Source organism: Planotetraspora kaengkrachanensis (genome assembly GCF_016862895.1).
GTDB lineage: Bacteria > Actinomycetota > Actinomycetes > Streptosporangiales > Streptosporangiaceae > Planotetraspora > Planotetraspora kaengkrachanensis.
In genome coordinates, this window is record NZ_BONV01000056.1 from 1 (window position 1) to 22,947 (window position 22,947).

The 22,947-nt window shown below is 72.0% G+C and carries 26 protein-coding genes; 14 read left to right on the top strand and 12 right to left on the bottom strand.

The window, feature by feature from the left end; translation table 11 throughout:
* Positions 1–131: 131 nt before the first annotated feature.
* The gene (gene ccmA, locus Pka01_RS38295; RefSeq protein ID WP_203887907.1) at positions 132–758 is read left to right on the top strand and encodes a heme ABC exporter ATP-binding protein CcmA; all 627 of its coding nucleotides are present in this window, start codon (positions 132–134) and stop codon (positions 756–758) included.
* On the top strand, positions 755–2,314 hold the full coding sequence (locus Pka01_RS38300; RefSeq protein ID WP_239116165.1) for a DUF6297 family protein: 1,560 nt from the start codon (positions 755–757) through the stop codon (positions 2,312–2,314). Before ccmA ends, Pka01_RS38300 begins: the two co-directional genes overlap by 4 nt.
* Positions 2,315–2,443: 129 nt before the next feature.
* Here the strand turns inward: Pka01_RS38300 and Pka01_RS38305 are convergent, their stop codons facing one another.
* Genes Pka01_RS38305 through Pka01_RS38315 form a run of 3 tightly spaced genes read right to left on the bottom strand, consistent with a single transcriptional unit; the run spans position 2,444 to position 5,131 of the window.
* A complete protein-coding gene (locus tag Pka01_RS38305; RefSeq protein WP_203887908.1) occupies positions 2,444–3,130 on the bottom strand; it encodes a PepSY domain-containing protein in 687 nt (228 codons plus the stop codon).
* 46 nt (positions 3,131–3,176) lie between these two features.
* Positions 3,177–4,454: a sensor histidine kinase gene (locus Pka01_RS38310; RefSeq protein ID WP_203887909.1), complete on the bottom strand. Its 1,278-nt coding sequence runs from the start codon at positions 4,452–4,454 to the stop codon at positions 3,177–3,179.
* Complete coding sequence (locus Pka01_RS38315) at positions 4,451–5,131, bottom strand: response regulator transcription factor (protein WP_203887910.1); 681 nt, start codon at positions 5,129–5,131, stop codon at positions 4,451–4,453. Before Pka01_RS38315 ends, Pka01_RS38310 begins: the two co-directional genes overlap by 4 nt.
* A gap of 94 nt (positions 5,132–5,225) precedes the next feature.
* Between Pka01_RS38315 and Pka01_RS38320 the strand changes: the two genes are divergently transcribed.
* The 6 genes from Pka01_RS38320 to Pka01_RS38345 are packed head-to-tail and all read left to right on the top strand — an operon-like array spanning position 5,226 to position 10,219.
* Positions 5,226–5,708: a hypothetical protein gene (locus Pka01_RS38320; RefSeq protein ID WP_203887911.1), complete on the top strand. Its 483-nt coding sequence runs from the start codon at positions 5,226–5,228 to the stop codon at positions 5,706–5,708.
* A 57-nt stretch (positions 5,709–5,765) separates the two neighbouring features.
* Entirely contained in the window at positions 5,766–6,365 is a 600-nt protein-coding gene (locus tag Pka01_RS38325) for an RNA polymerase sigma factor (RefSeq protein ID WP_203887912.1), read from the top strand.
* Complete coding sequence (locus tag Pka01_RS38330; RefSeq protein WP_203887913.1) at positions 6,362–7,210, top strand: zf-HC2 domain-containing protein; 849 nt, start codon at positions 6,362–6,364, stop codon at positions 7,208–7,210. Before Pka01_RS38325 ends, Pka01_RS38330 begins: the two co-directional genes overlap by 4 nt.
* Complete coding sequence (locus tag Pka01_RS38335) at positions 7,195–8,052, top strand: ATP-binding cassette domain-containing protein (RefSeq protein ID WP_203887914.1); 858 nt, start codon at positions 7,195–7,197, stop codon at positions 8,050–8,052. Before Pka01_RS38330 ends, Pka01_RS38335 begins: the two co-directional genes overlap by 16 nt.
* Positions 8,049–9,527: a hypothetical protein gene (locus tag Pka01_RS38340; RefSeq protein WP_203887915.1), complete on the top strand. Its 1,479-nt coding sequence runs from the start codon at positions 8,049–8,051 to the stop codon at positions 9,525–9,527. The genes Pka01_RS38335 and Pka01_RS38340 overlap by 4 nt, the downstream gene beginning before the upstream one ends.
* Positions 9,518–10,219: a hypothetical protein gene (locus tag Pka01_RS38345; RefSeq protein ID WP_203887916.1), complete on the top strand. Its 702-nt coding sequence runs from the start codon at positions 9,518–9,520 to the stop codon at positions 10,217–10,219. Before Pka01_RS38340 ends, Pka01_RS38345 begins: the two co-directional genes overlap by 10 nt.
* A gap of 80 nt (positions 10,220–10,299) precedes the next feature.
* Here the strand turns inward: Pka01_RS38345 and Pka01_RS38350 are convergent, their stop codons facing one another.
* Positions 10,300–10,644, bottom strand: a complete 345-nt coding sequence (locus tag Pka01_RS38350; RefSeq protein WP_203887917.1) for an ArsR/SmtB family transcription factor — start codon at positions 10,642–10,644, stop codon at positions 10,300–10,302.
* 80 nt (positions 10,645–10,724) lie between these two features.
* Between Pka01_RS38350 and Pka01_RS38355 the strand changes: the two genes are divergently transcribed.
* Positions 10,725–11,714: a quinone oxidoreductase family protein gene (locus Pka01_RS38355; protein ID WP_203887918.1), complete on the top strand. Its 990-nt coding sequence runs from the start codon at positions 10,725–10,727 to the stop codon at positions 11,712–11,714.
* A gap of 127 nt (positions 11,715–11,841) precedes the next feature.
* A complete protein-coding gene (locus Pka01_RS38360) occupies positions 11,842–12,366 on the top strand; it encodes a P-loop nucleotide/nucleoside kinase family protein (protein WP_203887919.1) in 525 nt (174 codons plus the stop codon).
* Positions 12,367–12,396: 30 nt separating this feature from the next.
* Here the strand turns inward: Pka01_RS38360 and Pka01_RS38365 are convergent, their stop codons facing one another.
* The 3 genes from Pka01_RS38365 to Pka01_RS38375 are packed head-to-tail and all read right to left on the bottom strand — an operon-like array spanning position 12,397 to position 15,630.
* Positions 12,397–13,413, bottom strand: a complete 1,017-nt coding sequence (locus tag Pka01_RS38365) for a TolB family protein (protein WP_203887920.1) — start codon at positions 13,411–13,413, stop codon at positions 12,397–12,399.
* Positions 13,410–14,741: an MFS transporter gene (locus Pka01_RS38370; protein ID WP_239116168.1), complete on the bottom strand. Its 1,332-nt coding sequence runs from the start codon at positions 14,739–14,741 to the stop codon at positions 13,410–13,412. Before Pka01_RS38370 ends, Pka01_RS38365 begins: the two co-directional genes overlap by 4 nt.
* Position 14,742: 1 nt before the next feature.
* Positions 14,743–15,630: an alkaline phosphatase family protein gene (locus Pka01_RS38375; RefSeq protein ID WP_203887921.1), complete on the bottom strand. Its 888-nt coding sequence runs from the start codon at positions 15,628–15,630 to the stop codon at positions 14,743–14,745.
* Positions 15,631–15,889: 259 nt separating this feature from the next.
* Here Pka01_RS38375 and Pka01_RS38380 point away from each other — a divergent pair, with 259 nt between their 5' ends.
* Positions 15,890–16,291 (top strand): NUDIX hydrolase, encoded by a 402-nt coding sequence (locus Pka01_RS38380; RefSeq protein WP_203887922.1) that lies wholly within the window; start codon positions 15,890–15,892, stop codon positions 16,289–16,291.
* Positions 16,292–16,372: 81 nt separating this feature from the next.
* On the opposite strand, the gene Pka01_RS38385 is transcribed toward Pka01_RS38380, so the two are convergent.
* The 3 genes from Pka01_RS38385 to Pka01_RS38395 all read right to left on the bottom strand — a co-directional run bounded on the left by Pka01_RS38385 (position 16,373) and on the right by Pka01_RS38395 (position 18,802).
* Positions 16,373–16,693: a plasmid stabilization protein gene (locus Pka01_RS38385; protein ID WP_203887923.1), complete on the bottom strand. Its 321-nt coding sequence runs from the start codon at positions 16,691–16,693 to the stop codon at positions 16,373–16,375.
* A gap of 74 nt (positions 16,694–16,767) precedes the next feature.
* Positions 16,768–17,583, bottom strand: coding sequence for a helix-turn-helix transcriptional regulator (locus tag Pka01_RS38390; RefSeq protein ID WP_203887924.1), 816 nt, complete (start codon positions 17,581–17,583; stop codon positions 16,768–16,770).
* A 190-nt stretch (positions 17,584–17,773) separates the two neighbouring features.
* Complete coding sequence (locus Pka01_RS38395; RefSeq protein WP_203887925.1) at positions 17,774–18,802, bottom strand: aldo/keto reductase; 1,029 nt, start codon at positions 18,800–18,802, stop codon at positions 17,774–17,776.
* A gap of 181 nt (positions 18,803–18,983) precedes the next feature.
* On the opposite strand from Pka01_RS38395, the gene Pka01_RS38400 reads away from it, so the two are divergent.
* The gene (locus tag Pka01_RS38400; RefSeq protein ID WP_203887926.1) at positions 18,984–19,844 is read left to right on the top strand and encodes a helix-turn-helix domain-containing protein; all 861 of its coding nucleotides are present in this window, start codon (positions 18,984–18,986) and stop codon (positions 19,842–19,844) included.
* A 38-nt stretch (positions 19,845–19,882) separates the two neighbouring features.
* Here the strand turns inward: Pka01_RS38400 and Pka01_RS38405 are convergent, their stop codons facing one another.
* Entirely contained in the window at positions 19,883–21,169 is a 1,287-nt protein-coding gene (locus tag Pka01_RS38405) for an amidohydrolase family protein (RefSeq protein WP_203887927.1), read from the bottom strand.
* A 61-nt stretch (positions 21,170–21,230) separates the two neighbouring features.
* Between Pka01_RS38405 and Pka01_RS38410 the strand changes: the two genes are divergently transcribed.
* Positions 21,231–21,743, top strand: a complete 513-nt coding sequence (locus tag Pka01_RS38410) for a MarR family winged helix-turn-helix transcriptional regulator (protein WP_203887928.1) — start codon at positions 21,231–21,233, stop codon at positions 21,741–21,743.
* A gap of 47 nt (positions 21,744–21,790) precedes the next feature.
* On the opposite strand, the gene map is transcribed toward Pka01_RS38410, so the two are convergent.
* Positions 21,791–22,558: a type I methionyl aminopeptidase gene (map, locus tag Pka01_RS38415; RefSeq protein ID WP_203887929.1), complete on the bottom strand. Its 768-nt coding sequence runs from the start codon at positions 22,556–22,558 to the stop codon at positions 21,791–21,793.
* A gap of 58 nt (positions 22,559–22,616) precedes the next feature.
* Between map and Pka01_RS38420 the strand changes: the two genes are divergently transcribed.
* On the top strand, positions 22,617–22,892 hold the full coding sequence (locus Pka01_RS38420) for a helix-turn-helix domain-containing protein (RefSeq protein WP_203887930.1): 276 nt from the start codon (positions 22,617–22,619) through the stop codon (positions 22,890–22,892).
* Positions 22,893–22,947 lie beyond the last annotated feature (55 nt).

Consider the following 22,947-nt stretch of genomic DNA (forward strand, 5'->3'; position numbering starts at 1 on the left):
GCCCGTGGGACCGTGAACGCCCGTGGGACCGTGAACGCCCGTGGGACCGTGAACGCCCGTGGGACCGTGAACGCCCGTAGGACCGTGAACCCGCATGCGCGCCCACCGGCCCCGGTCCATAGGCTCGAACGGTGACCGACTCGATCATCGTCGTCCGGGACGTGAACGTTGAACTGGGCGGCAGGACCGTCCTTCGTGATTTCGGCCTCACGGTCGCCCGTGGCGACGTCGTGGCCGTGCTCGGCCTCAACGGCGTGGGCAAGTCGACGTTGCTGCGCTGCATCGCGGGCCTCCAGCCGCAGGCGTCCGGGGTGGTCGGGGTCCTCGATCGGCCGCCGTCCGACGATTCCGGCTTCTGGCGTGACGTCGTGCTCGTGGGCGACGAACCGGCCTGGTATCCCGGGTTGACCGTCCAGGAACACCTCGAGCTCATGCACGCCGTCCACGGACCGTCCCGCCTTGAGGTCGAGGCGGCCCTGGACCTGTTCGACCTGGACGAACGCCGTGACATGGTGCCGTCGAACCTCTCGACCGGGCAACGGCAGCGGTTGACGCTGGCGATGGCGCTGCTGCGGCCGAGCCGGCTCCTTCTGCTGGACGAGCCCGAGCGCGGGCTCGACTCGGCGTTCCGAACGCGGCTGGCGGCGATCCTGACGGAATACGCGGATGCGGGAGGCACCGTGGTGATGGCGACCCACGACCTCGCGTTCGCCCGTGCGGCCGTCGCCCGCGAGGTCACGCTGGAGGCCGCAGCGTGAACGACGTACGGGGCGTGAACGACATGCGGGTCGTCCGCGCCTTCATCCGGGCGCATGGCCGCGCTCCCGCGAGCTGGTCGGACCGATATGTGTCCCTGTTCACGCTGACGGTGATCGCACTCGTCCTCGCCGACCCTCTGACCAGCGCACTGGCCGCGCTGACGGCCGGCGCTCGCCAGGTGGATCCGTCCGAGCTCGGTGCGGGGATCGCCGTGGTCGCGCTGGGATACGCGGGTTTCCTGTCTGTCGCCCGCATGTTCGGGCCGGTCGTACTGCCCGCGGCCGACGCGGCCTGGCTGCTCCTGTCCCCCGTCCCGCGCCGGGGCCTGCTGCGACGGACGTCGGCGATCCTGCTGGCGGTCTCCCTGGCGGCCGGGGCCGTGCTGAGCCTCGCGTTGTTCGCCTTGCTCGCCGGATCCGCCGGCCACGGCGCACTGGTCGCGGTCGCGGCGGCGGCCGTCGGACTCTCGGCGGCGGTGGGCGGGATGGCCGCGGCCGTCGTGGCCCAGTCGTCTTCCGCCTGGGATTCATGGCTGCGCGGAGCGGTCGTCATCCTCGTGGTCACGGCCGTGCTGGCCGCGGTGGCGGGCAGCGGCCCCGGACGGCACGCGCTCGCGGCCGTCGCCGCGGCGCCGCGATCGCTGGGCGAGGCCGTGGCGGGGTTGTCGGCCGCCACGGCCCTCGTGCTGGTACGGCAGGCCTGGCGAGCCCTCGCCCGCATCCACGCGAGCTCGCTGCTGGTCACGTCAGCCCGCGCCCGTCATGTCGCCGCCGCGGCCGTCGTCATGGACCCCGGCGCCCTGACCTGGGCGGCGGAGGAGGACCACTGGCGGGCGAGGACCCTGCGATCCCGGCCGTGGCCCGCGCTGCTGTCCCGCGGTTCGTCACGACCGCTTCCGGCCGTGTCCGCACCGCTGGCGACGGCCTGGCATGACTGGCGACGGCTGGCCCGGCGGCCGAGGAGGTCGGTCGCCCTGCTCGGGACCGCCGCGCTGCCCGCCCTGGCCGTGCAGGCCCTGGGCGGGACGTCGCCCGTGGCGGTGGCCGTACTGGCCGCGGGGGCGCTGACCTCGGCGGCTCTCTGCACCGCGGGTGCCCGCCGCGACGCCGAGGATCCCGGCCTCGCTCGTCTGCTCGGCGTGAACGCCCGTGCCGTACTCGCCGCTCGGTCTCTGTTGCCCGCCCTGGTGAGCGCCGCCTGGCTCACGCTCGCCCTCGTGGGACTGGTCGCGACCGGCGCGCTGACGGGATCGTGGTGGCTGTTCGGCCCACTCGCCGCCCCCGCCCTGGCCGCTGCGGCGCTGCGGATGGCGCGGCGGCGGCCGATCGACCACTCCCTGCCGGTGATCGACAGTCCGGCCGGCCCCATCCCCACGGGCTGGGTCGTCTGGGCGCTTACGGGGGTGGACGTCGCCGTGCTCGGTTGCGCGCCCCTGCTCGTCGCCCTGCTGGTCCGGCAGCCTGTCAGCGGCACCCTCCTTTTGACGCAGGCCGTAACCGGCGTCGTGGTTCTGTCCGCCTTCCTGCGCGCGAAGACGGGCGTCCGGAGGGGGTGAACCCGCCACCTGCGGCGCGTGGCATGCCGCAGGTGGCGGGTTCACGTCAGGCCGGGTCGCGTCGGACGGATCCGGCCGTGCCGCGCGCTCGGATCTGCCCGGCACTTCCCCGGTGTTCAGATCTGACGGCTAGTCGCCGTGCCGGTCGCCGCCGTGATCGCCGCCGTGATCGCCGCCGTGATCGTCGCCGTGGTCGTCGCCGCCCTTGTCGTCCGCGCCCCCACGACCGCCGTGCCGGTCACCACCGTGATCGTCACCGCCCTTGTCGTCCGCGCCCCCACGACCGTCGCCCCGGTCACCACCATGGTCGTCGCGGACGGAGACAGTGCCGCGGTCGTCGCCGCGGTCGCCCCCGCGGTCGTCGCCCTGCCGGAGCCGGACGACGGTCCCCGACTCGGCGGAGACGTGGATCTCGTACTCGATGCCGCCCTTGACCAGTTTCACGTCCCACACCCGTCGGCCGTGCTCCCATTCGCGTTCCACCTTGGTGACGCGCGCTCCAGGAACCCGCTTCAGGGCGATCTCGGTCGCCTGCCGGGAGGTGACCGTGTCCGCCGCCGCCCCCGTGGGCGCGGCGGACGGCGATGCGGTGGCGGGCGCGACGGCGGCGCCCGCGGGGGTGAGGGTGGAGCCGGTGCCGCCGGCCGGTGAGGGGGTGCTCGGGTTCTCCGGCGCCGAGAACCCCGAGGGCGAGGAGGGAGCGGAGGGGCCGCTCGCGGCGAAGGTGCTCGTGGCCACCAGGCCGAGGAGGGCGACCGATCCGGTCGCCGCGAGAGCCAGCTTCGCCGCCTTGCTGATGCGTGGTGTGTTCGTCATGTCGCAAGAGTCGGCGCGAGCACGCTAAGCCCGCGCTCGCGCATCGTTAAGGGGTTCCTAATTCGAGGATCACCGTGGCGCCGCCCCCGGGAGTCGTCTCGAGCAGGAGCGACCCGCCTGACGTCTCCGCGGTCCGCCGGGCGATGTCCAGGCCAAGGCCGGTCGACCCCGCGCCGCTCCTGCCCCTCTCGAGGGGGTCTCCGGACCCGGGCGCGGCCGGGAGGCCGGGACCCGAGTCGGCGACCACCAGCCGCGCACCCACAGGCGAGGGCGTCAGCCGTACGGCGAAGGGGGTGCCTTCCGGCGTGTGCGCGAAGACGTTGCCGAGCAGGGCGTCCACGCAGGCGGAAAGGTCGGCGGCGCTGACGGCGACCGGCAGCGTCGCCTGCGGCAGTTCGAGCTCCATCGGCCGGTCCTGGTCCTCGGCCAATACGGCCCAGAACGTCACACGTTCGCGTACCACCTCGGCCGCGTCGCAACCGGCGCTCTCCCTCGACCTGCGCCGCACGTCGGTGATGACGGAGGTCACGGCTCGTTCCAGCGCGTCGACCCGGGCCTGCAGCCGACCGGCCGACTCCGGGTCGGGCAGCGACTCGACCTCCAGCCGCAATCCGGTGAGCGGCGTCCTGAGCCGGTGGGAGATGTCGGCGGCGGTCTCACGCTCCTCCGCCAGCAGGTCGCTGATGCGCCCGGCGAGATGGTTGAGCGCCATTCCCACGTCGCGCACCTCGGGCGGCCCGCTCACCGCGGTCCGCGCGGCCAGGTCGCCGCCCGCGAGCCGGTGTGACACCCGGGCGAGGCCGGTCATGGGCCGCGTCAACGCGAGCGCGAGGCGGTCCGCGACGAAGATCCCCACTCCGATCAGGGCGAGCCCGAGGACGAGCATGCCGAGCCAGACCTCCCTGACCCCGCGGGTGAGGTCCTGGCCGGTGAGCGCCGTCCGGACGACGGCGGTGCCGCCGGGGACGCCCTGGACGGCGACCAGGACCTCCGCCCCGGTTGGGGTCTCGGCCACGAGGCTCCGTCCGCGTGCGGCGAGCTCCACCGCCGGCGACCGCCGGGCGGGCGAGCCGACGACGTCTCCCCCTGGCAGGAAGACCGTGACCGCGTGCCCGCTCGAGGCCGACGTGCGCTCGGCGGTCAGCGCGAGACCGGCGACGTCCGCCGTTCCCACGACCGCGGCGACGGACTGCGCCTCGGCGGTCGCCTGGCTGATGGCGTCGCTCTCGGCGAGCTGGCGGACGAGCAGCCCCAGCGGCACGAGCAGGGCGATGAGCACGAGCGAGGTCGTGGCGGCCACCAGCAGGGCCAGCCAGCGCCTCATGACGGCTCGACCAGTTTGACTCCGACGCCGCGGACGGTCTGGATGTAACGGGGATTCTGCGCGCTCTCCCCCAGTTTCCGCCGCAGCCAGGACAGGTGGACGTCGACGGTCTTGTCGGCCCCTCCGTACGGCACCAGCCACACCTCGGTGAGCAGTTCGCGTTTCGTGACGACCTCCCCCGGCCGGGAGGCCAGGTAGTAGAGCAGGTCGAACTCGCGCGGGGTGAGGTCGAGGGCCGTCCCGCCGAGGGCGGCCTCGCGGCTGCGCAGATCCAGCCGCAGGTCGCCGATGACGACCGAGGAGTCGGCGCGGTCGTCGGACATCCGCCGCAAAACGGCTCGGACCCGGGCGTCCAGCTGCGCCGCGCTGAATGGCTTGACCACGTAGTCGTCGGCCCCCGCGTCCAGCAGGCGCACCACCTCCGCCTCGTCGTCCCTCGCAGTGGCCACGATCACCGGGACGCGGCTCACGGCGCGGAGCATGCGCAACATCTCCGCGCCGTCCAGGTCGGGCAGGCCGAGGTCGAGCACGACCAGGTCGGGGCGCTCCGCGAGGGCCAGCCGCAACCCGTCGAGCGCGGTGTGCGAGGACGACACGGCGTGCCCACGTTCGCGCAACCCACGCGTCAGTGCGGTACGGATGGTCGTGTCATCCTCGACAAGCAGGACATTTGCCACGTGGAGCCACGCTAATGGGTCCCGAGCCGATGACATAGGGGGCTTATCACCCCCTTAACCCCGTCTTATCGCTCCGGCAGGAAGGATCGGCTCCATGAACCGGCGCCTGCTTCTCGTGGTCACCGGGTGGCTGACGGTCGGGCTGATCGCCACCGGCGCGGGCCTGACCCTGACGACGCTCCTCGGAGAGACGATCACCGACCTCGGCAGCCGCCCGCTGTCGGCCGAAGAGGTCGAGCGGGCGCTCGCGGCCTCGGACACTCCGGCCGCGAGTCCGTCGGCCACGCCCCCGCCTTCACCGGCCGCGTCGGCGACGTCGTCCGCGCCTCCCAGGACGGCGGGAACGGCCCGCGTCATGACGCTGGCCGGAGGGGTCGTCGTCGCCCGGTGCTCGGGAGGCCTGGTCACGCTGGATTCGCTGACGCCCGCCCCGGGCTACGAGATCGATGACGCCGAGCGCGGCCCGCGGGACAGGGTGCGGGTGAAGTTCGAAAGCGAAGAGGGGCACGGCTCCAAGTCGGAGATCGAGGTGCGGTGCTCCGGTGATCGCCCCGTGGGCACGACCAAGGACCACTGACCTCGGCCGCAGATTCCGGATGAACCATCTGCGAAAGATCGTGCGATAGACGTAGATGTGCAGCTATTTCACGCGGGACGCCGGGAACCTCCCACTGTCGGCGACCACAGCGACGACGCCGACCTCCTGACGGCCGTCGCCGCCAGGCGGGTCGAGGCCCTGAGGCTCCTGCACCAGCGGCACGCACCCTGGCTACGCGCACGTCTCTCCCGCCGATGCGCCGACGCGGACCTGGTCGACGACGCGATCCAGGACACCTTCGTCGCGATCTGGCGGGACGCGCACCGGTACCGCGCCGCGCGCGGTGAGGCAGCGGCGTGGATCTGGACGATCGCCGTCCGCAGGCTGATATCGGCGCTGCGCGGTCGTGGGAGCCCTCCGCGCACGACCACCCTCGACCACGCGCTTCCCGACGGGCCGGGCTCCGCGCGCCTCATCGCCGAGTCGGCCGAGGACGCGGTCCTTGTCGGTGTCGAGCACGGGGATCTGGGCGCCGCCCTCGCCGCGCTCTCGCCGGATCTGCGCGCCGTCATCGAGGCGACCGTGCTCGACGGCCTCACGACACGTGAGGCGGCCCACCTCCTCGGCATTCCCGAGGGCACCGTCAAGACCCGAGTCATGCGGGCCAAGGCCCAGCTCAGGGGGCATCTGACATGAAGTCGCAGTGGCACCTGCCCGGCGAGCTGATCCATCGCTACGCGACGGGCCTCCTGGACCCGGTCCAGGTCATGTCCGTCGAGACCCATCTCTCGCGGTGCGCGGTCTGCCGGAAGGCCGTGCCGTACGACAAGGAGTGGCTGGCGACCGGCTGGGAGCGGATCGAGGATCTCGTCGACCGCCCCGCGCCCCGTCCCGTCGCGCGACTCCTCCATCGGGCCGGTGTCCCCGAGCACCTGGCGACATTCCTCGCCGCGACCCCCACACCGGCCCGGGGATGGCTGGTCGCCGTCGGAGCGGTCCTGGCATTCGCCGTGACGGCGGCGCACCTCGCCGGGCAGGACCCGTCCTTGGCCGTGCACGCTCCGGTGCCCTTCCTCACGATCGCACCCGTGCTCCCCCTCGCCGGCATCGCGCTGGCGTACGGCCCGCACGTCGATCCCGTGCACGAACTGCAGGCGGCCACCCCGATGGCGGGCTCGCGGACGTTGCTGCTGCGCGCGCTCGCGGTGCTGGTGCCCGCCGTCGTCCTGACCTCCGTCGCCGCGCCGTTCCTGCCCGGCCCGAGCTGGCTCGCGGCGGCCTGGCTGCTGCCCGCGCTCGCGCTGACGGCGGGCACCCTCGCTCTGTCGACCCGCGTCTCGCCTCGGCTCGCCGCCGGGGGGCTCGTCACCGTCTGGCTGGGCGCCCTCGCCGTCGAAGGCGGTCTCGCCGGCCACGTGTTCGCCCTCTTCTCCCCCGCCGCCCAGGCCCTGTACGGCATCGCGGTGCCGATCCTGGCCGCGTTCGTCCATCGGCGGCGGGCCCACCTCGACCCTGGAGAGTCCCGATGGAACCGACTGTGACCGTGCGCGGCCTGACCAAGAGGTTCGGCCGCACGACCGTCCTCGACGGACTGTCGCTGGAGCTCGGCCGTGGAGTCACCGGCCTGCTCGGCCCGAACGGCGCGGGCAAGACCACTCTTCTGCGGACCCTCGCGACGACCCTGGCGCCCGACGCCGGCGAGGTCCGTGCGCTCGGGCTCGATCCGTCAGACCACGTCCAGCGCACGGAGATCCGGCGGCGGCTCGGTTATCTCCCGCAGAACCCCGGCCACTATCCGCACTTCACCGCCTTCGAACTGGTGGAGTACGTCGCGATCCTGAAAGAGCACGCGGACAGGCGCGAGCGCCACCGCGAGGTCCGCAGGGTCCTCGAAGAGACCGGACTCACCGAACAGTCCAGGACCAGGGTCCGCAAGTTGTCGGGCGGCATGCGGCAGCGGCTGGCGCTCGCCCAGGCACTGCTCGGCGATCCCGGCCTGCTCGTCCTCGACGAGCCGACGGTCGGCCTGGACCCCGAGCAGCGGATGCGGTTCCGGGCCCTGGTGTCCCGCCTCGGCGAGAGCCGTACGGTCCTGCTCTCCACCCATCAGACCGAGGACGTCGCCGCGCTGTGCGAGCGGGTGATCGTCATGAAGGACGGCGGGATCGTGTTCGACGGGACTCCGGGCGGCCTGGCGGCGACCGCCGCCGGGCAGGTCTGGCTGTCGCATCGGCCACCCGCGGCCTCGCGGCTGTTCTGGCGTGCGGCCGACGGCAGGTACCGCACGCTGGGCGCCCGGCCCCAGGACGCCGTCCCGGCCGAGCCCGGGGTCGAGGACGGCTACCTCCTGCTGCTCGGCGAGTCCGCGGAGGTCGCGGCGTGAACCTGTCGCTGGTGCGTTTCGAGACGCGGCGGCTGCTGCGCCACCCGATCCTCTGGGGTGCGACGCTGGCGGCGCTGGCGCTGTCGTTCGCGCTGGAAGGATCGTGGTTGCCCGACATGACCATGGTGACGATCGACACCGTCACCGCGTCGACGCTCATCGGCGCCGCCGTCCTGGTCATCGCGAACCTGGCGACCGGCAGAGACGGCAGGCACGATCTTCCCGAGACCCTCGCCGCGCTGCCCACCCGCGCGGCGCCGCGCACCCGGGCGATCGTGCTGGCGGCCCCCCTCGCCGGCGGCCTGGCGGCGGCGGCGATGATCTCCGCTCATCTGCTGGTCGTCTCGACGTCGGACAACGTCGCCGGGCGGTTCGACCCGTACGAGGCACTCGGCGGCGTCGCCCTGGCGGCGCTCGCGGCCTCCACCGGAGCCGCGCTCGCGCGCTGGACGCCCTCGTTGATCCTTCCACCGGTCCTGATCGTCGCCGTGGCGTTCGACATGGTCGGCAACCCATGGGCGGAGTACGGCGGGTGGCTCGTGCCGGTGATCCCCGGTCACAGCCCTGACTTGGGGCCCAGGCCCTCCGCTCCGCACCTGCTCTACCTGGTCGCGGCAGCCGTCCTTCTCGGCGCGGCGGCCCTTCTCCGGCACGGCCCGCGTTTCACCCGCGTCGCCGTCGCCGTCTGCTCCGCGGCCGTCACCGCGGTCGCCGGGACGGTCGCGGCCGCCGGCGCGCCGGCCCTCCCGTGGAGAGGCACGGCCTCCGCGCCCCAGCCGCCCCGGCAGGTGTGCGAGGACCCCGAAGGGGTCACGTTCTGCGCCTATCCTGACTACACGCCGTGGATCCCGGTGTGGTCGGAGGCGATCAGACCGGTCGTCACCTCCGTCCCGGCACGGGCCCTGGACCGTCTCCCTCCCATCCGGCAGCAGTCGTTCGGCCCCTCCCTCGCCGCGAGCGCGGGAGCCGGAGAACCGGCCACCTGGACGGCCTGGTCGACGGATCCCGCTCAACATCGCGCGCTCCTCGTCGGGCAGGTGGCGGCTCGGCTCGTCGGGTTCGGCGAAGGCTGCGACGGCCGCGGTCTCGCCCGCACCGTCGTCGCGCTCTGGCTCACCGGGCGGGCGGGCGCGCTGCTCGACGCCCCCGATTCCGCGTTGTGGCAGAGGGGCCAGGGAAACGGCCTCACCACGGGGTTGACCGAGGTCCCGATGGGCGACGGCGTCGGCAGCCTGTCCGTACCCGGCCAACTGGGCGGGCTGCGGTACGGCTCGGCCGAGGTCGGCTACGCGCGGCGTCTCCTCGAGCGAGACGACGCCGCCGGTCGCATCGCGGCGAACTGGGATGTCCTCACCGCACCGGGGACGACCGCCGGGCAGGCTCTGCCGCTCCTCGGCCTCGGACCACAGCTCCCCGGACCGCGGCTCTCCGGACCGCGGCTCTCCGGAGCGCGAGGTGAGACCGAGTGCGCGTGACCTCGTCGGACGGCCCGCGGCACGACGCCGCCGCCTCCTCGGTCGCGGTCCGGAATCCGCCGACCGGTCGAGTCCTCCTCCGGTCGGCTCCCGCGCTGGTGCGGCCGTTGACACGGGCGATCGACTGGTCTCCCCTGGCGATCGCGGGTTCGCTCATCGTGTGCGTGGCGGCACTGGTGCCGCCCGGTGAGCCGCTCGGCCCCGTGCCCGCCCTCACCCTGCTGAGGATGGCGGCGCTGCTGCTCGGCGCCGCCGCCGGGTTCGCGCTGGTCGACGCCATGTCCGCGAGCACCGCGGCGGTTCCCGTGCCGCGCTGGGTCCGCCAGTGGGCCAGGACCGCGATGGCGCTGACGGCCGCGGGACTCGTCTGGGGCGCCACGTACGCGATCGTGTCGGCGAGGCTCGCTCGCGGCGTGGCCGTCACGCCGTCCGGGCTCGCCGTCGAAGCGGCCGTCTGCATGCTGGTGGGCGTGGCGGGGGCGGCGACGGCCGTGCGCAGGCACTCCGGCAGGCAGGCCGCCCTTGCCGGCGCCGCGGCGCAACTCGCCGCCTGCGTGGCGGCGCTGATCACCGGCGGCGGTGTCTGGCCCTCCCTCGGCGACGAGCAGTGGGACCTGACGCACGCCTGGTGGCTCGCCGCGCTCCCCCTCCCGGTGCTGGTCCTCGTCGCCGCCCATCGCGACGTGCGCTGACGCGGCCTTTACAACGTAGATTCACATGGCCGCCGCGACGCCCGGACGGCGCACGGGTGGTGAATGCCTCCCCGCCGCGGTCACCGGCTCGGTGCGAGACCGTTCTCATAGGCGGTCACGATCGCTTCCAGGAGGCGGGGGAAGCGGGCTTCGAGGTCTTCGTCGCGAAGCGCGGTCCACCGGCGGTTGCCGTCTTCCCGCTGGCGGATGACTCCGGCCTCGCGCAGGACCCGGAAGTGATGAGTGAGCGTGGAGGGCGCGACGTCCACGGCGAAGGTGCCGCAGGCACGCTCCGGCGCGGCGCGGAGAGTCTGAACGATCGTCATCCGGGTGGGATCCGAGAGCGCGTGCAGGATGTCCAGCACGTCGAACTCTTCCGGATCCGGATGGACGAGCGCCGGGCGATTGCGCTGCGATCTCGGCATCTCACACCTCTCATTCGACATTCATCGTACAACAGTGATACGACATTCGTCGTACGACGAACATCGAAATTGGAGGAGCCATGCGCTCGTTGATGATGACCGGGCCGTCGCGGGGAGTGGACCGCACGGTGATCCGCGAGATCGAGGAGCCCAGGCCGGGCCCGGGGCAGGTGACCGTCGGCGTGGCACACGCCGGGATCAACTTCGTCGATGTGATGGCCCGCCGCGGCGACGCCGGCTACGGCGGCACCTGGCCGTACGCGCCGGGTGTGGAGGTTTCCGGAGTGGTCCGGGAGGTCGGCCCCGGTGTCACGGACCTGACCGTGGGACAGCGTGTGGCCGCCTTCACCGCGGGCGGCGGTCTCGCGGAAGTGGCCCTGGCGCGGGCGGCGCACACGGTGCCGGTGCCTGACCGGGTCCCGTCGGCCGTCGCGGCGGCGGCTCCGCTCATGCTCACGACCGCGCTGCTTCTGCTCTGCGACGCCGCCCGGTTCCGGCCGGGCGAAACCGTGCTGATGCACTCCGCCAGCGGGGGCGTCGGAAGCGCCGTCGCCCAACTGGTGCAGGCACTCGGCGGGGGGCTGCGCATCGGCACCGTGGGCCGTCCCGGCAAGGTCGCTTCGGCGTTGAAGAGCGGCTACGACGTGGCTGTGACGCGGAGCGAGGACCTGGCCGAGGCGGTACGGGCGGCGACCGGCGGCGCCGGGGCGGACATCGTGCTCGACCCGCTGGGCACCGCCATGCTGGAGACGGATCTGGCCCTCACCGCTCCCGGCGGCCGGATCGTCCTGTTCGGCAACGCGGGCGGAGGAGAGCAGGCGCCGCTGCCACCGGCCGGAAGGCTGATCGGCGGCAACCTCGCCATCAGCGGCTTCAGCGTCAGCGGCTTGTGGGCCACGGCGCCACACCGCGCCTCAGCCGGCCTGCGCCGGGTCCTCGATCTGATCGCCGAAGGCCGGCTGGACATCACGCCCACCGAGGTCGGCTCGCTCGCCGACGTGCCCGCGGTTCACCAGTTGCTCGCCGAGGGTCGGGGTGACGGCAAGTACGTCGCTCGCCTTCAGGGGTGACCCTCATCGGTGCGCCGATCAGAGCATCGTGGGTGGCGGTCACTCACTGCGGGGCCGCGACGCGGCCCCGGCGATCTCGACAGAGCAGGCAGTTGTCCTCCACGTGGTTTCCATGAACGATCCGGGTGTGACCACGTTGTTCCTGACAGTCGGCCTGCCCGGGGCCGGAAAGACCACGAGGGCGCGGCAGCTGGCCGAGGAGCACAGCGCGCTGCGGCTGACCCCCGATGAGTGGATGATTCCGCTGTTCGGCGAGCCCGAGGCGAACGGGAAGCGCGATGTGCTGGAAGGCCGGCTGCTCTGGCTTGGTCTGGAGGCGCTGAGGTTGGGAACCGACGTGGTCCTGGATTTCGGATGCTGGTCTCGTGATGAGAGGTCCGCGATCCGCTGGTTGGCGGAGTCTGTGGGCGCGTCCTGCCATCTCGTGTACGTGCCGGTGAACCATGAGACCCAACGCGCTCGGATCGCCCGTCGCCGGTCGACCACTCCGGATCAGACCTTCCCGATGACCGAGGCGGACCTCCTGCACTGGAGGACGCTGTTCGAGGAGCCCGACGCCGCAGAACTCGATGGGCATGAGATCGGCGGTCCGCCTCCTGGGTGGCCGGGTTGGCCGGAGTGGGCCGCCGATCGGTGGCCGTCGTTCACGTGACCGTCCAAGGACCAGGAGGGGCCGGTGCCGTCAGCCGATGAAAGCGGGGTTGAGCGCGGCGACGGCCACCCGCCGGGCCGCGCCGGTCCCGTCGGCCGGGACGGACCACAGGTCGTCGCCGTAGTCGCCGGCCAGGCCGTACATCACGGTGTTCTCGTCCGACCAGACGACCTGGTCGTCGACGCTGCGCGACTCGGCCAGCGGCGTCTCCGCCATCGTCTTCAGGTCGAGCGCGTACAGCCGCCACGGCTCGTCCGGGTCCGCGCCGGGGACGCGCTTCTTGAAGACCAGGCGGGTGCCGTCCGGCGACAACGACGGGCACTCGACGTTGGTGCGCATCGTGGTCACCGTCCGCGCGGCGACGTCGCCGCGGATCAGATACGTCTGGCCCTTCGTGGCGAGCGTCGCGTAGAAGTGCCCGTCGTCGGAGAAGGTCACGCCCCAGAAGTTGACGTCGGCGGAGTGATAGGGCCTGCCGTCCTTGATGATCGTGTAGTCCTCCAGGCTGGGGGTCAGCTCCCACGTCCGGGTGTCGACGATCGAGGTGCGGGTGGAGAAGTTGCTTCCCGCGTAGGAGTCGCCGCCCACGAAGACCGTCCACGCGACCATGTGACCGGACGGCGAGACCCGCGTCCGCGTCGGGATGCCGGCGATCGGGAAGTCGTGCAGCGTCCGCAGCCCGGAGTCGAGGATCGACGCGAAATACGTCTCCTGGAGCGCGCCGTCCTCCTTGCGCAGGCACACCCCGGTCCCGGCCGCCGCGTAGAAGCGCAGGCAGCGGACCGACGCGGCGACGCGCGCCCCGCCCGGGTCGCCCACCGGCACGGAGACCAGATCGTCCCGGTACGGCCCCCAGGCCATGTTGCGGAAGACCATCCGCCCCGATCCCGTGAGGCTCACCGCGCCGGCCGACACGGGCGGGCCGCCCGGCTGCGCCGTGTCACGTTCGCCCGCCCGCTGCGACGCGTGCATCACCGAGGCGAACGCCACCGTCCCCAGCAGCGCCACCGCGACCACCAGGGTGATCAGACGCGCCCGGGCCGTCATGCCGTCTCCGGTCCGCGCAGCGCGTACGCCGCCCACGCGGCGCACAGGGCCAGGCCCGCCATGGCGATCCCGAGCACGGCCCGGTCGCCGATGACGGTCCACAGCGCCCCGAAGGCGATCGAGCAGCAGAACCGGGCCAGCGCCTGGCCCGTCCCGATCAGTGCGAGCCCACTCGCCCGCAACTCGGCGGGCACGGCGCCCGCGGCCGCCGCCGGGAGCACGCCGTCCGTGGCGGCATAGAAGGTGCCGTGCAGGGCGAGCACGACGAACGGCAGGACGTCGCCGTCCAGTGGCATCAGCAGAAGCCCGTACGCGAGAAGGAGCGCGACATGGCCGCCGAGGAACACCCGCCTGCGGCCGACCCGGTCGGCGAGCACGCCCAGCGGCATGGCGAGCACGAGGAAGAAGAAGGCGGTGCCGAGCGGCAGCAGCGGGAACAGGCGCTCGGAGATCCCGAGGCGGTGCTGCAGCATCAGGTAGACGAACGCGTCGCTCACCGTGGTGAGCCCGAGCAGCGTCGCGGTGACGGTCAGCCGCCGCACGTCGGGGATCCGCAGCAAAGCCATCGCGGAACGCAGCGTGACCGGCGGCGACCCGGGCGCCGCCCCGCCGCCGTCTGGGACCCCCTCGGCGGCCGGCACGCTCTCGAGGGGCGCGGTCGCGGGGGCGCGGCCCCCGGGGACGAAGAGCACGAGGACCAGGACGCCGAGCGCCGCGATGCAGAAGCTCACCGTGAAGACCGCGTCGTATCCGTCCGCGGCCGCGCCCAGGACGAGGAACGCGACGATCGGACCGAGGAGGGCACCGCCCGTGTCCATGGCGCGGTGCACGCCGAAGGCGCGTCCCCTGTTCTCCGGCGTGGACGCCAGCGAGATCATCGCGTCGCGCGGAGCGGTGCGTATCCCCTTGCCGGTCCGGTCGAGGGCCAGCACCCCGCTGATCAACGGCAGGGTGTGCGCGATCAGGAGGAGCGGCTTGCAGACGGCGGACAGGCCGTACCCGATGACGGCGACCGCCTTGTGGCGGCGTCCCCGGTCGGCGAGATGACCGCCGAACAGGCGGACCAGTCCGCTGACCCCGTTGTAGACGCCGTCGAGCACGCCGAACCCGAGCGGGCTGAGGCCGAGCCCCGCCACCACGTAGAGCGGCAGCACGGCGGTGACCATCTCCGAGGAGATGTCCGTGATGAGACTGACCGTTCCCAGCGCGAGAACCGTGGCCGGGATCGCCCGAAGGGCCCGGCCCGGCTGAGCGGCCCGATCAGTCCGACCGTGGTCCGCGTCCGAGGGCGCGGTGGCGGCGGTCGGGCCGCGATCAGCCAGGTACAACTCAGCTCCAGATTCCGGTGATGTCCGAGGCGGACGCGGCGTTGCCCGCGTGCGTGCTCGAGCCGACCATGTCCTCAAGGGTGCGGAGCAGGTTGTAGTGGTTGTAGGTCGTGCTGGAGCTGCTGCCCGCGATCACGTGCGCGCCGTACACGACGGTCGCGATGCGGTTGCCGCTGAGCTTGTTGTCCTCGTCGGTGGTGACGATGAGCAGGCTGTTGTTGGACTTGGCCCACGTCGCGTAGGCGCCGAGCTTGTTCTTCAGCCAGGTGTCGCCGGTCCCGACCGAGCAGTCGTGCATGTCGTTGCAGAGGTTGGGAACGACGAAAGACATCTTCGGCAGGTTGTCGTAGTTCGTGGGGAACTGCGTCATCGTGCGCGCCGTGGATGTCGGGACGTTGCTGAAGCCGATCCACGGGTTGTGCTTCCGTGCGTACTTGCCACCGCTGTCGCTGCAGACCGTCGAACCCTGGCTCGGCAGGCCCTCGTTGTAACTGGCCCAGGTCTTTCCAGCGGCGATCGTCTCCGAGGCCAGGTTCTTGGCCGAGCTGAAGCCGGGCTTGACGCAGCTGTCGTCGGTGACGCCCTGCGTCGAGCCGGAGAACATGGCGTAGTAGTTGGGCTGGCTGGGGTGCGTCTCGGCGTAGAACTGGGTGAGGTTCGCACCGCCGTTCTTCAGCGAGTTGATGTAGGGGGCACTGGAGCTGCCGATGATCTGGGAGTAGGCGTGGTTCTCCAGGACGACCACGACGACGTGGGCGGGCGATGGCACCGCGGCGGCGGAGCTCGCCTGGGTGCCGGTCCACAGTCCGATCGCGGCGACGATGCCGACGGCGGACGCGACAGAGACGAGCGCCCTGCGGGCACGCGTCCTTCTGACGGATACGACCATGACTGTCCTTCGTACAGGGGGCTGCGAGGCGATGTCAGGGTAGATCCACTCAGAAAGATTCACTCAGTGAAACGAGATGAATAGCGCCCAAACAATTGGGGTTCCAGATTTCGCCGCGTCCGCCGGGCGCCGTGGGCAGGCCGGAGCCGTCGAGGCCGAGGTCGGGACCACGGCCGGGGGTCGGCGCCGGAGCCGCCTTCGCGGGTGGGAGACTCCTCAGGCCGCCCAGCGCGAACAGCCCCACACCAGGAGAACACCAGTGAGCACGACCATCGACAAGATCGCATGGATCCACCTGGAGGACGGCAGGGTGCTCAGCACCCGGTCGCGGGGCAAGGACGTCTTCTACTTCCCCGGCGGCAAGCGCGAGCCCGGCGAGACCGACCTCGACACCCTCGCCCGTGAGATCGACGAGGAGCTGACCGTCACGGTCGTCCCCGCGACCGCCGCGCTCCTCGGCACTTTCGAGGCCCAGGCGCACGGCCACGGCGGCGGCGTCACCGTGCGGATGACCTGCTACACCGCCGACCATCTGGGGATGCCGACACCCGCCAGTGAGATCGAAGAGGTCGTGTGGCTGACCTACGCCGACCGCGACCGGGTGTCACCCGTCGACCAGATCATCTTCGACCATCTGCATGCGGCGGGCCGCCTCCGCTGATCGCGCACACCGACGAAACGTGCCGGCCGGCGCCGCCTTCACTGATCGCGCCGCGGAGCGTGCCGACCGGCACATCGCCTGTCAGCGGAGCGCCTTCTCCAACTGCTCCTTGCTCATGGTCGAACGGCCCTTGATGTTGCGGTGCCTGGCCTCCGCGTAGAGCTGCTCCTTGGTGCGGCCGCCGGCCCCCGAGTGTGAGCGCAGCCCGCCGCGGCGGGAGGAGGAGATGTCGTCGAGGGAGGTCCGGCTCGCGGTGCGGGACTCGCCCGCGCGGGCCCGTTCCTTGTTCACGGTCCGGGCGGCGATCTCCTCGGCCACCTTCTCGCTCTTTCCGCGCTTCTTGACGCTGTCCTTGATGTGCTCGTACTGCCGTTCCCGCTTGGGGCTGGAACCACGTGGCATGTTCCTCACCTCGCTGAATAGGCCGTCACAGTCCGGCTACCCCTCAGACCCGGACCGACACCCCGTCCGCGAAGTCACCGGCCGACGGCGTGGGTCATGCTCAGCCTCATCAAGGCGTCTTCTGAGCGGCTGCCCGGATCGGCCATGGCGACGAAGATCCGCTGGCCGGGAGACCCGTCGATGGAGAAGGTCACGTGCCAGAGGATCAGCTCGCCGACCTCCCGATGGATGAGCCTCCGGGACTCCTGGGTTCTGGCACGGACGTCGTGACGGGCCCATATGCGGCGGAAGTCCTCGCTCTCCCGTGACAGTTCCTCCACCAGCGCGAGCAGGCTGCGATGGGGCCTCGGTCCGGCCACCGCCCGCAGGTGCGCCACCTTGAAGACCGCCTCCCGTTCCCAGTCCGGGTAGAACCTGCGCGCCTCAGGATCGAGGAACGTCAGCCGCAACAGGTTGTCGGCGTGCTTCATCCCCTCGTAGAGGGCTACGCCCAGCGCGTTGCGCGCGAGCACGTCGAGGCGGCCGTTCGTCACGAGCGCGGGTATACGGTCCCAGTTGGCGATGAGCCGCAAGACGTTGGGGTCGACCTCGGGCGACGACATCGGCCGGACTGCGGAGGGCCGGGGGTTCGCCAGCGAGAAAAGATGCTCGGCGGCCTCGACGTTGAGCCGGAACACCCGGGCGAGGGCGGCGAGCACCTGATCGGAGGGGTGGAGTTCCCTGCCCTGCTCCAGCCTGACGTAGTAGTCGGCGCTGACGCCCGCGAGCTGGGCGACCTCGTCGCGCCGCAACCCCGGCGTCCTCCGGCGTCCGCTGTCCGGCAGGCCGACGTCTTCGACGGTGACGGCCTGCCGACGGGCACGGAGAAACTCCCCCAAGGAGTTGTCCATGCCAGAAAGACTAGAAAAAATCAGGTCAATATAGCCCAAAAAGCCCCATCACACCCACCCTGGCGAGTAGGTTTTGCGGGCACTTTGCCGGGCTCCCCGGCCTCCCGCACGGGTACGACATTCAACCCCGTGTGCCGACGACCACCTCCGCCACGTGGCCGCCGGCGCCTGAGGCCGCCGCCCCCGCGGGCTACCGCCTGCGCAGCGCGCTGTCCGCGAGCGCCGGAGGCACGTAGTAGTTGTCCGCCGGGTTCAGGTCGGTGCCGGGCGGCACGATCTCGTCGATGCGGTCGAGTACGTCCCCGGCCAGCACCGTGCCGGCACCGGTCAGCAGGCCGTCCAACTGCTCCATGGTGCGCGGCCCGAGGATCACCGACGTGACGGCCGGATGCGCCAGGACGAACCCGAGGGCGAGGTGGGACAGCGGCAGGCCCGTCTCCTCCGCGAGCTTCGACAGATCGCCGACGGCCTGCAGTTTGCGCGCGTTCTCCGGCAGCGACGGGTCGAACTTGTGCCGCTCGGCGCCCGCGCGTCCCTGGCTCGTCAGGTCGATGTCCGCGGCCCGCGTGTACCTGCCCGACAACCAGCCGGCCGACAGGGGGCCCCACGTCAGCACGCCCATGCCGTACCTCTGGGCCGTGGGCAGCACCGCCGCCTCGACCCCGCGCGCCAGGATCGAGTACGGCGGCTGCTCGGTGCGGAACCGCACGTGGCCGCGCCGCTCCGACGTCCACTGCGCCTCGACGATCTGGTCGGCGGGGAAGGTGGAACTGCCCACGGCCAGGACCTTGCCCGCCCGGACCAGGTCGGTCAGGGCGGAGAGGGTCTCGTCGACGTCCGTTCGCGGATCGGGCCGGTGGATCTGGTAGAGATCGATGTGGTCGGTGCCCAGGCGGCGCAGGCTGTCGTCCACCTGCCGGACGAGCCAGCGCCGGGAGCCGCCCCCGTGGTTGGCCTCCTCGTCGAACGGGAGACCCGCCTTCGTCGCGAGGACGACCTCGTCACGACGGCCCTTGAGCGCCTTGCCGACGATCTCCTCCGACTCCCCCGCCGAGTAGACGTCCGCGGTGTCGACGAAGTTGATCCCGGCGTCGAGGGCACGGTGGATGATCCGAACGCTCTCGTCGTGGTCCTTGTTGCCAAAGTGGCCGAACATCATCGTGCCGAGCGCGAACTCGCTCACCGAGATGCCGGTTCCCCCGAGGATCCTGCGCTTCATGGATGCTGCCTCCAGCAGATCGCTTCATGGATTCGGGACACACCCTCCGCCACGAGCCGATCACGCACCAGGCCTGGCCCAACCTGGGTCTGCCAGAACCACTCAGCCACGGCGGAGCCCTGTGGCCATGGGGTCGCAGGTCAGAGGCATGGCGGTGAATTCGTGTGCTTGTATGGCAGGCATGGGGCATGCCGCTGACGAGATCACTCCGTTTCTGAAGGCGCGAAGGGCGGCGCTCGCCGCCGCCGACCTGGGGCTCCCCGAAGGCATCGCCCGCCGGCGGGTCCGCGGGCTCCGCCGCGAGGAGGTCGCCCAGGTCGCCGGGATCAGCGTCGACTACTACACGCGCATCGAGCAGGGCCGCGCGCACGCCATCTCCGACTCGGTCCTCGACGCCGTCGCGCGGGCGTTGCGCCTCACCCCCGCGGAACACACGTACCTGCGCAACATCACGGCGCCGCGGCGGCGAGCCGCCAACGGCGAGTGCATCGCGGGCCCCCGGCCGGAGGTGCGGCCGCAGATCCGGGAGTTGCTGGACGCGATGGACGACACCGTCCCCGCCTTCGTGTCCGGCCCGGGCATGGACATCCTGGCCTGGAACCGGCTGGCGGCCAGGCTGACGTTCGACCTGGACGCGCTCGACGAGGCCGAGCTCAACACCGCCCACCTGGTCTTCCTCCACCCCGACGCCCGGGCGCTGTATCCGGAGTGGCGGAACATGGCGGAGCTGACCGTGGCGACGCTCAGGTCGGACGCCGGGCAGCACACCGGCCAGGCCCGCGTGCAGCGGATCATCTGCGACCTGCGGGACTCCAGCGAGGAGTTCCGGCGTCTGTGGGCCGACCAGACCGTGCTGGATCCGAACCTCGGCACGAAGGCCGTCCGCAACCCCGAAGTGGGCGACCTCCTGTTGACCTTCGAGTCGTTCCCGCTCCCCACCGACCCCGGCCAGCGGCTGTGCACGTACACCGCGCCGAAGAGGTCGGTGACGGAGCAGCGGTTGCGGACGCTGGCGGGCCGGGTCGGCGCGGGCGTCGCCTGAGGAGACAGGACCCAGGTGCTCCGTCCGGAGCGGAGCGGCTAGACCGCGGCGAGGCGGGCGGCGGACTCGGCGAGGGGGCCCAGCACGTCCTCGACGACATGGTCGAGCAACCGGCCGTCCCGCTTGACGATCCGGCCGCCCACGATGACGGTGTCGACCGACCGGGTGTCCGCGGAGAGCACCACCGCGCCGACCGCGTCGTGAGCCGGGGCCACCCCGAGCAGGTCGGTTCGCAGCAGCACCAGGTCGGCCTGCTTGCCCACGCCGAGGGACCCGACGACGTCACCGAGCCCTGCGGTCCGTGCTCCGTCGAGGGTGGCCGCTAGCAGTGCGTCACGCGTGGTGAAACCGGGGTTCGGCCGCGCCCTCTCCAGGGCGTACGCCGCCCGCATCAGGCTGAACATGTCACCGGGCCCGCTGACCACGGTGTCCGCCCCGAACCCCGCCGGAGCCCCCGCCGCCACCACACGCCCGGTCACCGGGTAGCCGAGCCCCAGCTCCACCTCGACGACGGGTGAAACGGATACCCCTCCCCCGCTGTCGGCGATCCGCTTGAGCGCCTCGTCCGAGTAGTGGTTGCCGTGGACGTAGCTCGTCCCCGGGGTGAGCAGGCCGTTTCGCTCCAGGAAGTCGAGTCCGCGGTCGGCGCGGTCGGCGTCGTAGCCCATGTGGACGGTCACGGGCAGGCCGAGGTCGCGGGCCGGGCCCCACTCGTGCAGCGCCTCCTCCTCGCTGACGATCTCCGGACCCAGTGGGGCGATCGCCATCGTCACCAGGCCGCCCGCCGTGCCGAAGTGCTCGTCGTACACCCGGCGTCCTCGCGCGGCCGACGCTTCCGGATCGCCGCCCTGTGGGTGGCAGTAGCCGAAGACGGCCCTGATCCCCGATCGGCGCAACGCCTCGACGGCGGCCGCCGTGTGATCGGGCGTGAACTGGATGTGCGACCAGTCGACGAGCGTCGTGATGCCCGCGTCGAGGCACTCCAGCGCTCCCGCCAGGTTGCCGGCGTAGACGTCCTCCGGCCGGTGGGCGGGCGCCAGCCGCCCGAGGACCAGCTCGAGATAACCGGGGAAGCCGATGTCGGGGCCGATGGCCCGGATCCCCGCCTGCCAGGTGTGCCGGTGGGTGTCGACGAAACCCGGCAGCACGAGCATGCCGTGCGCGTCGACCACCTCGGCTCCCTCTGGTTCGGGCAGGCCCGGCCGGACGGCCGCGATCCGGCCGTCCTCGATCAGCACGTCGGCGGGAGCAGCGGCGACGGGGTCGGTGTCGACGGGGTCGGTGTCGACGGCGACGCCGCCCTGAATGAGCAGTCTTTTAGCCATATAGAAAGCTTAAAGAAAAGCTTTTTCAAAAGCAATCTGGTGAGAGAGGTACTCTCGATGCGTGCACGAAGGGGAGCGAGACGAGGTCGACGCGCTTGTTCCGGCGTGGGAGACGACCATGGCGCCGCATGTCGTGGCCTGGCTCGAGCTCAGCAAGCGGGTCTCACGCGTCGGCGGGTTGCTGGAACAGGCGACCAGGACCGCGATCGCCGAGTTCGGGCTGACCTACGCCGAGTTCGACGTGCTGGCCGCGTTGCGTCGCGTCGGCGAACCGTACCGGCTCAAGCCCAGCGAGCTGACCAGGTCGCTCTTCCTCACTTCAGGAGGAACGAGCAACGTCCTGCAGCGACTGGCGACGGCGGGACTCATCGAGCGCGAGGCGGACACGGAGGACGCGCGCAGCCGCTGGGTCCGCCTGACCGATGAGGGCGTGGGGGTCACGGAGGCCGCGATGGCCGCGTCGGTCCGGGCACACGGCGAGATCCTGCGCGACGTTCCCGAAGACGCCGTACGGCGGGCCGCCGACGCCCTCCGCGAGGTCCTGCTGACTGTCGGCGGGCGACGTTTCCGCTGACCGGCGGTGACCGCCGGCGCGGAACCGGACCTCCGGCGCAGGCGGTTTCAGGGCGCGGTGAGGATCCAGGGGCCTTCCGCCGTGACGGCGACGGTGTGCTCGATGTGCGCGGCCCGGCTGCCGTCGACGGTGTGCAGGCTCCACCCGTCCGAGGCGGTGCGGTAGTCGTCCCGCCCGCCCGCCATGAACATCGGCTCGATGGCGAGCGTCAGGCCGGGACGCAGGGGAAAGCCGCGGCCGGGCCGTCCCCTGTTGGGCACGTGGGGATCCTCGTGCATGCTGCGGCCGATGCCGTGGCCGCCGAAGTCCCTCGGCATGCCGCAACCGGCCGACCGCGCCGCGGTCCCGATGGCGTGGCCGATGTCGCCGAGACGGTTGCCCGGCGTCGCCGCGGCGATCCCCGCGGCGAGGGCCGCCCGGGTGGCGTCGATCAGGGCCTGGTCGGCCGGCCGGGGCGTGCCGACGATGAAGCTGTCCGCGGCGTCGCCGGTCCAGCCGTCGAGTTCGGCGCCGCAGTCGATGCTGACCAGGTCGCCGTCACGCAGGCGGTATCCGGTGGGGATGCCGTGCACGATCGCGTCGTTGACCGACGTGCAGATCACCGCGGGAAACGGGCTGAAGGCGAAGGCGGGCCGGTAGCCCAGGAAGGGGGAACCAGCTCCGGCCTTTTTGAGCACGGCTCGGGCCGCTTCGTCCAGTTCCGTCAGCGAAACTCCCACGTCCGCCGCCTCGCGGACGGCCGCGAGCGCGTTCGCGACGACTCGCCCTGCCTCCCGCATCGCCTGCAGCGCGTCCGCGGACTTGATCTCGACCATCTCGTACGACTCCCAGCACCAACGATCCAATTCTTATACCGGTATTAGTATCACAGGCATGGTGAGAACTCCTTTGACCCCGTGGGAACGGCAGCGCGGAGAGCGGTTCGGCGCGCTCCTGCGCCAGGCGCGGGGCGAGCGCAGCATGGTGGAGGTCGCGGCGGCGGCCGGGATCTCCGCCGAGACGCTCCGCAAGATCGAGACCGGGCGTGCGCCGACGCCGGCGTTCTTCACCGTCGCCGCTCTGGCCGCCGCGCTCGGCATGTCCCTGGACGAGCTGGCCGGCGCCTGCGCGGCGGGCGCCGACGACCGGGCGGTCGCCCTGCCGGCCTGAGCGGGCGGCGGCACGGGTACCGCTAGCCCGAGCCGGCACCCGCACCCGCCGATCC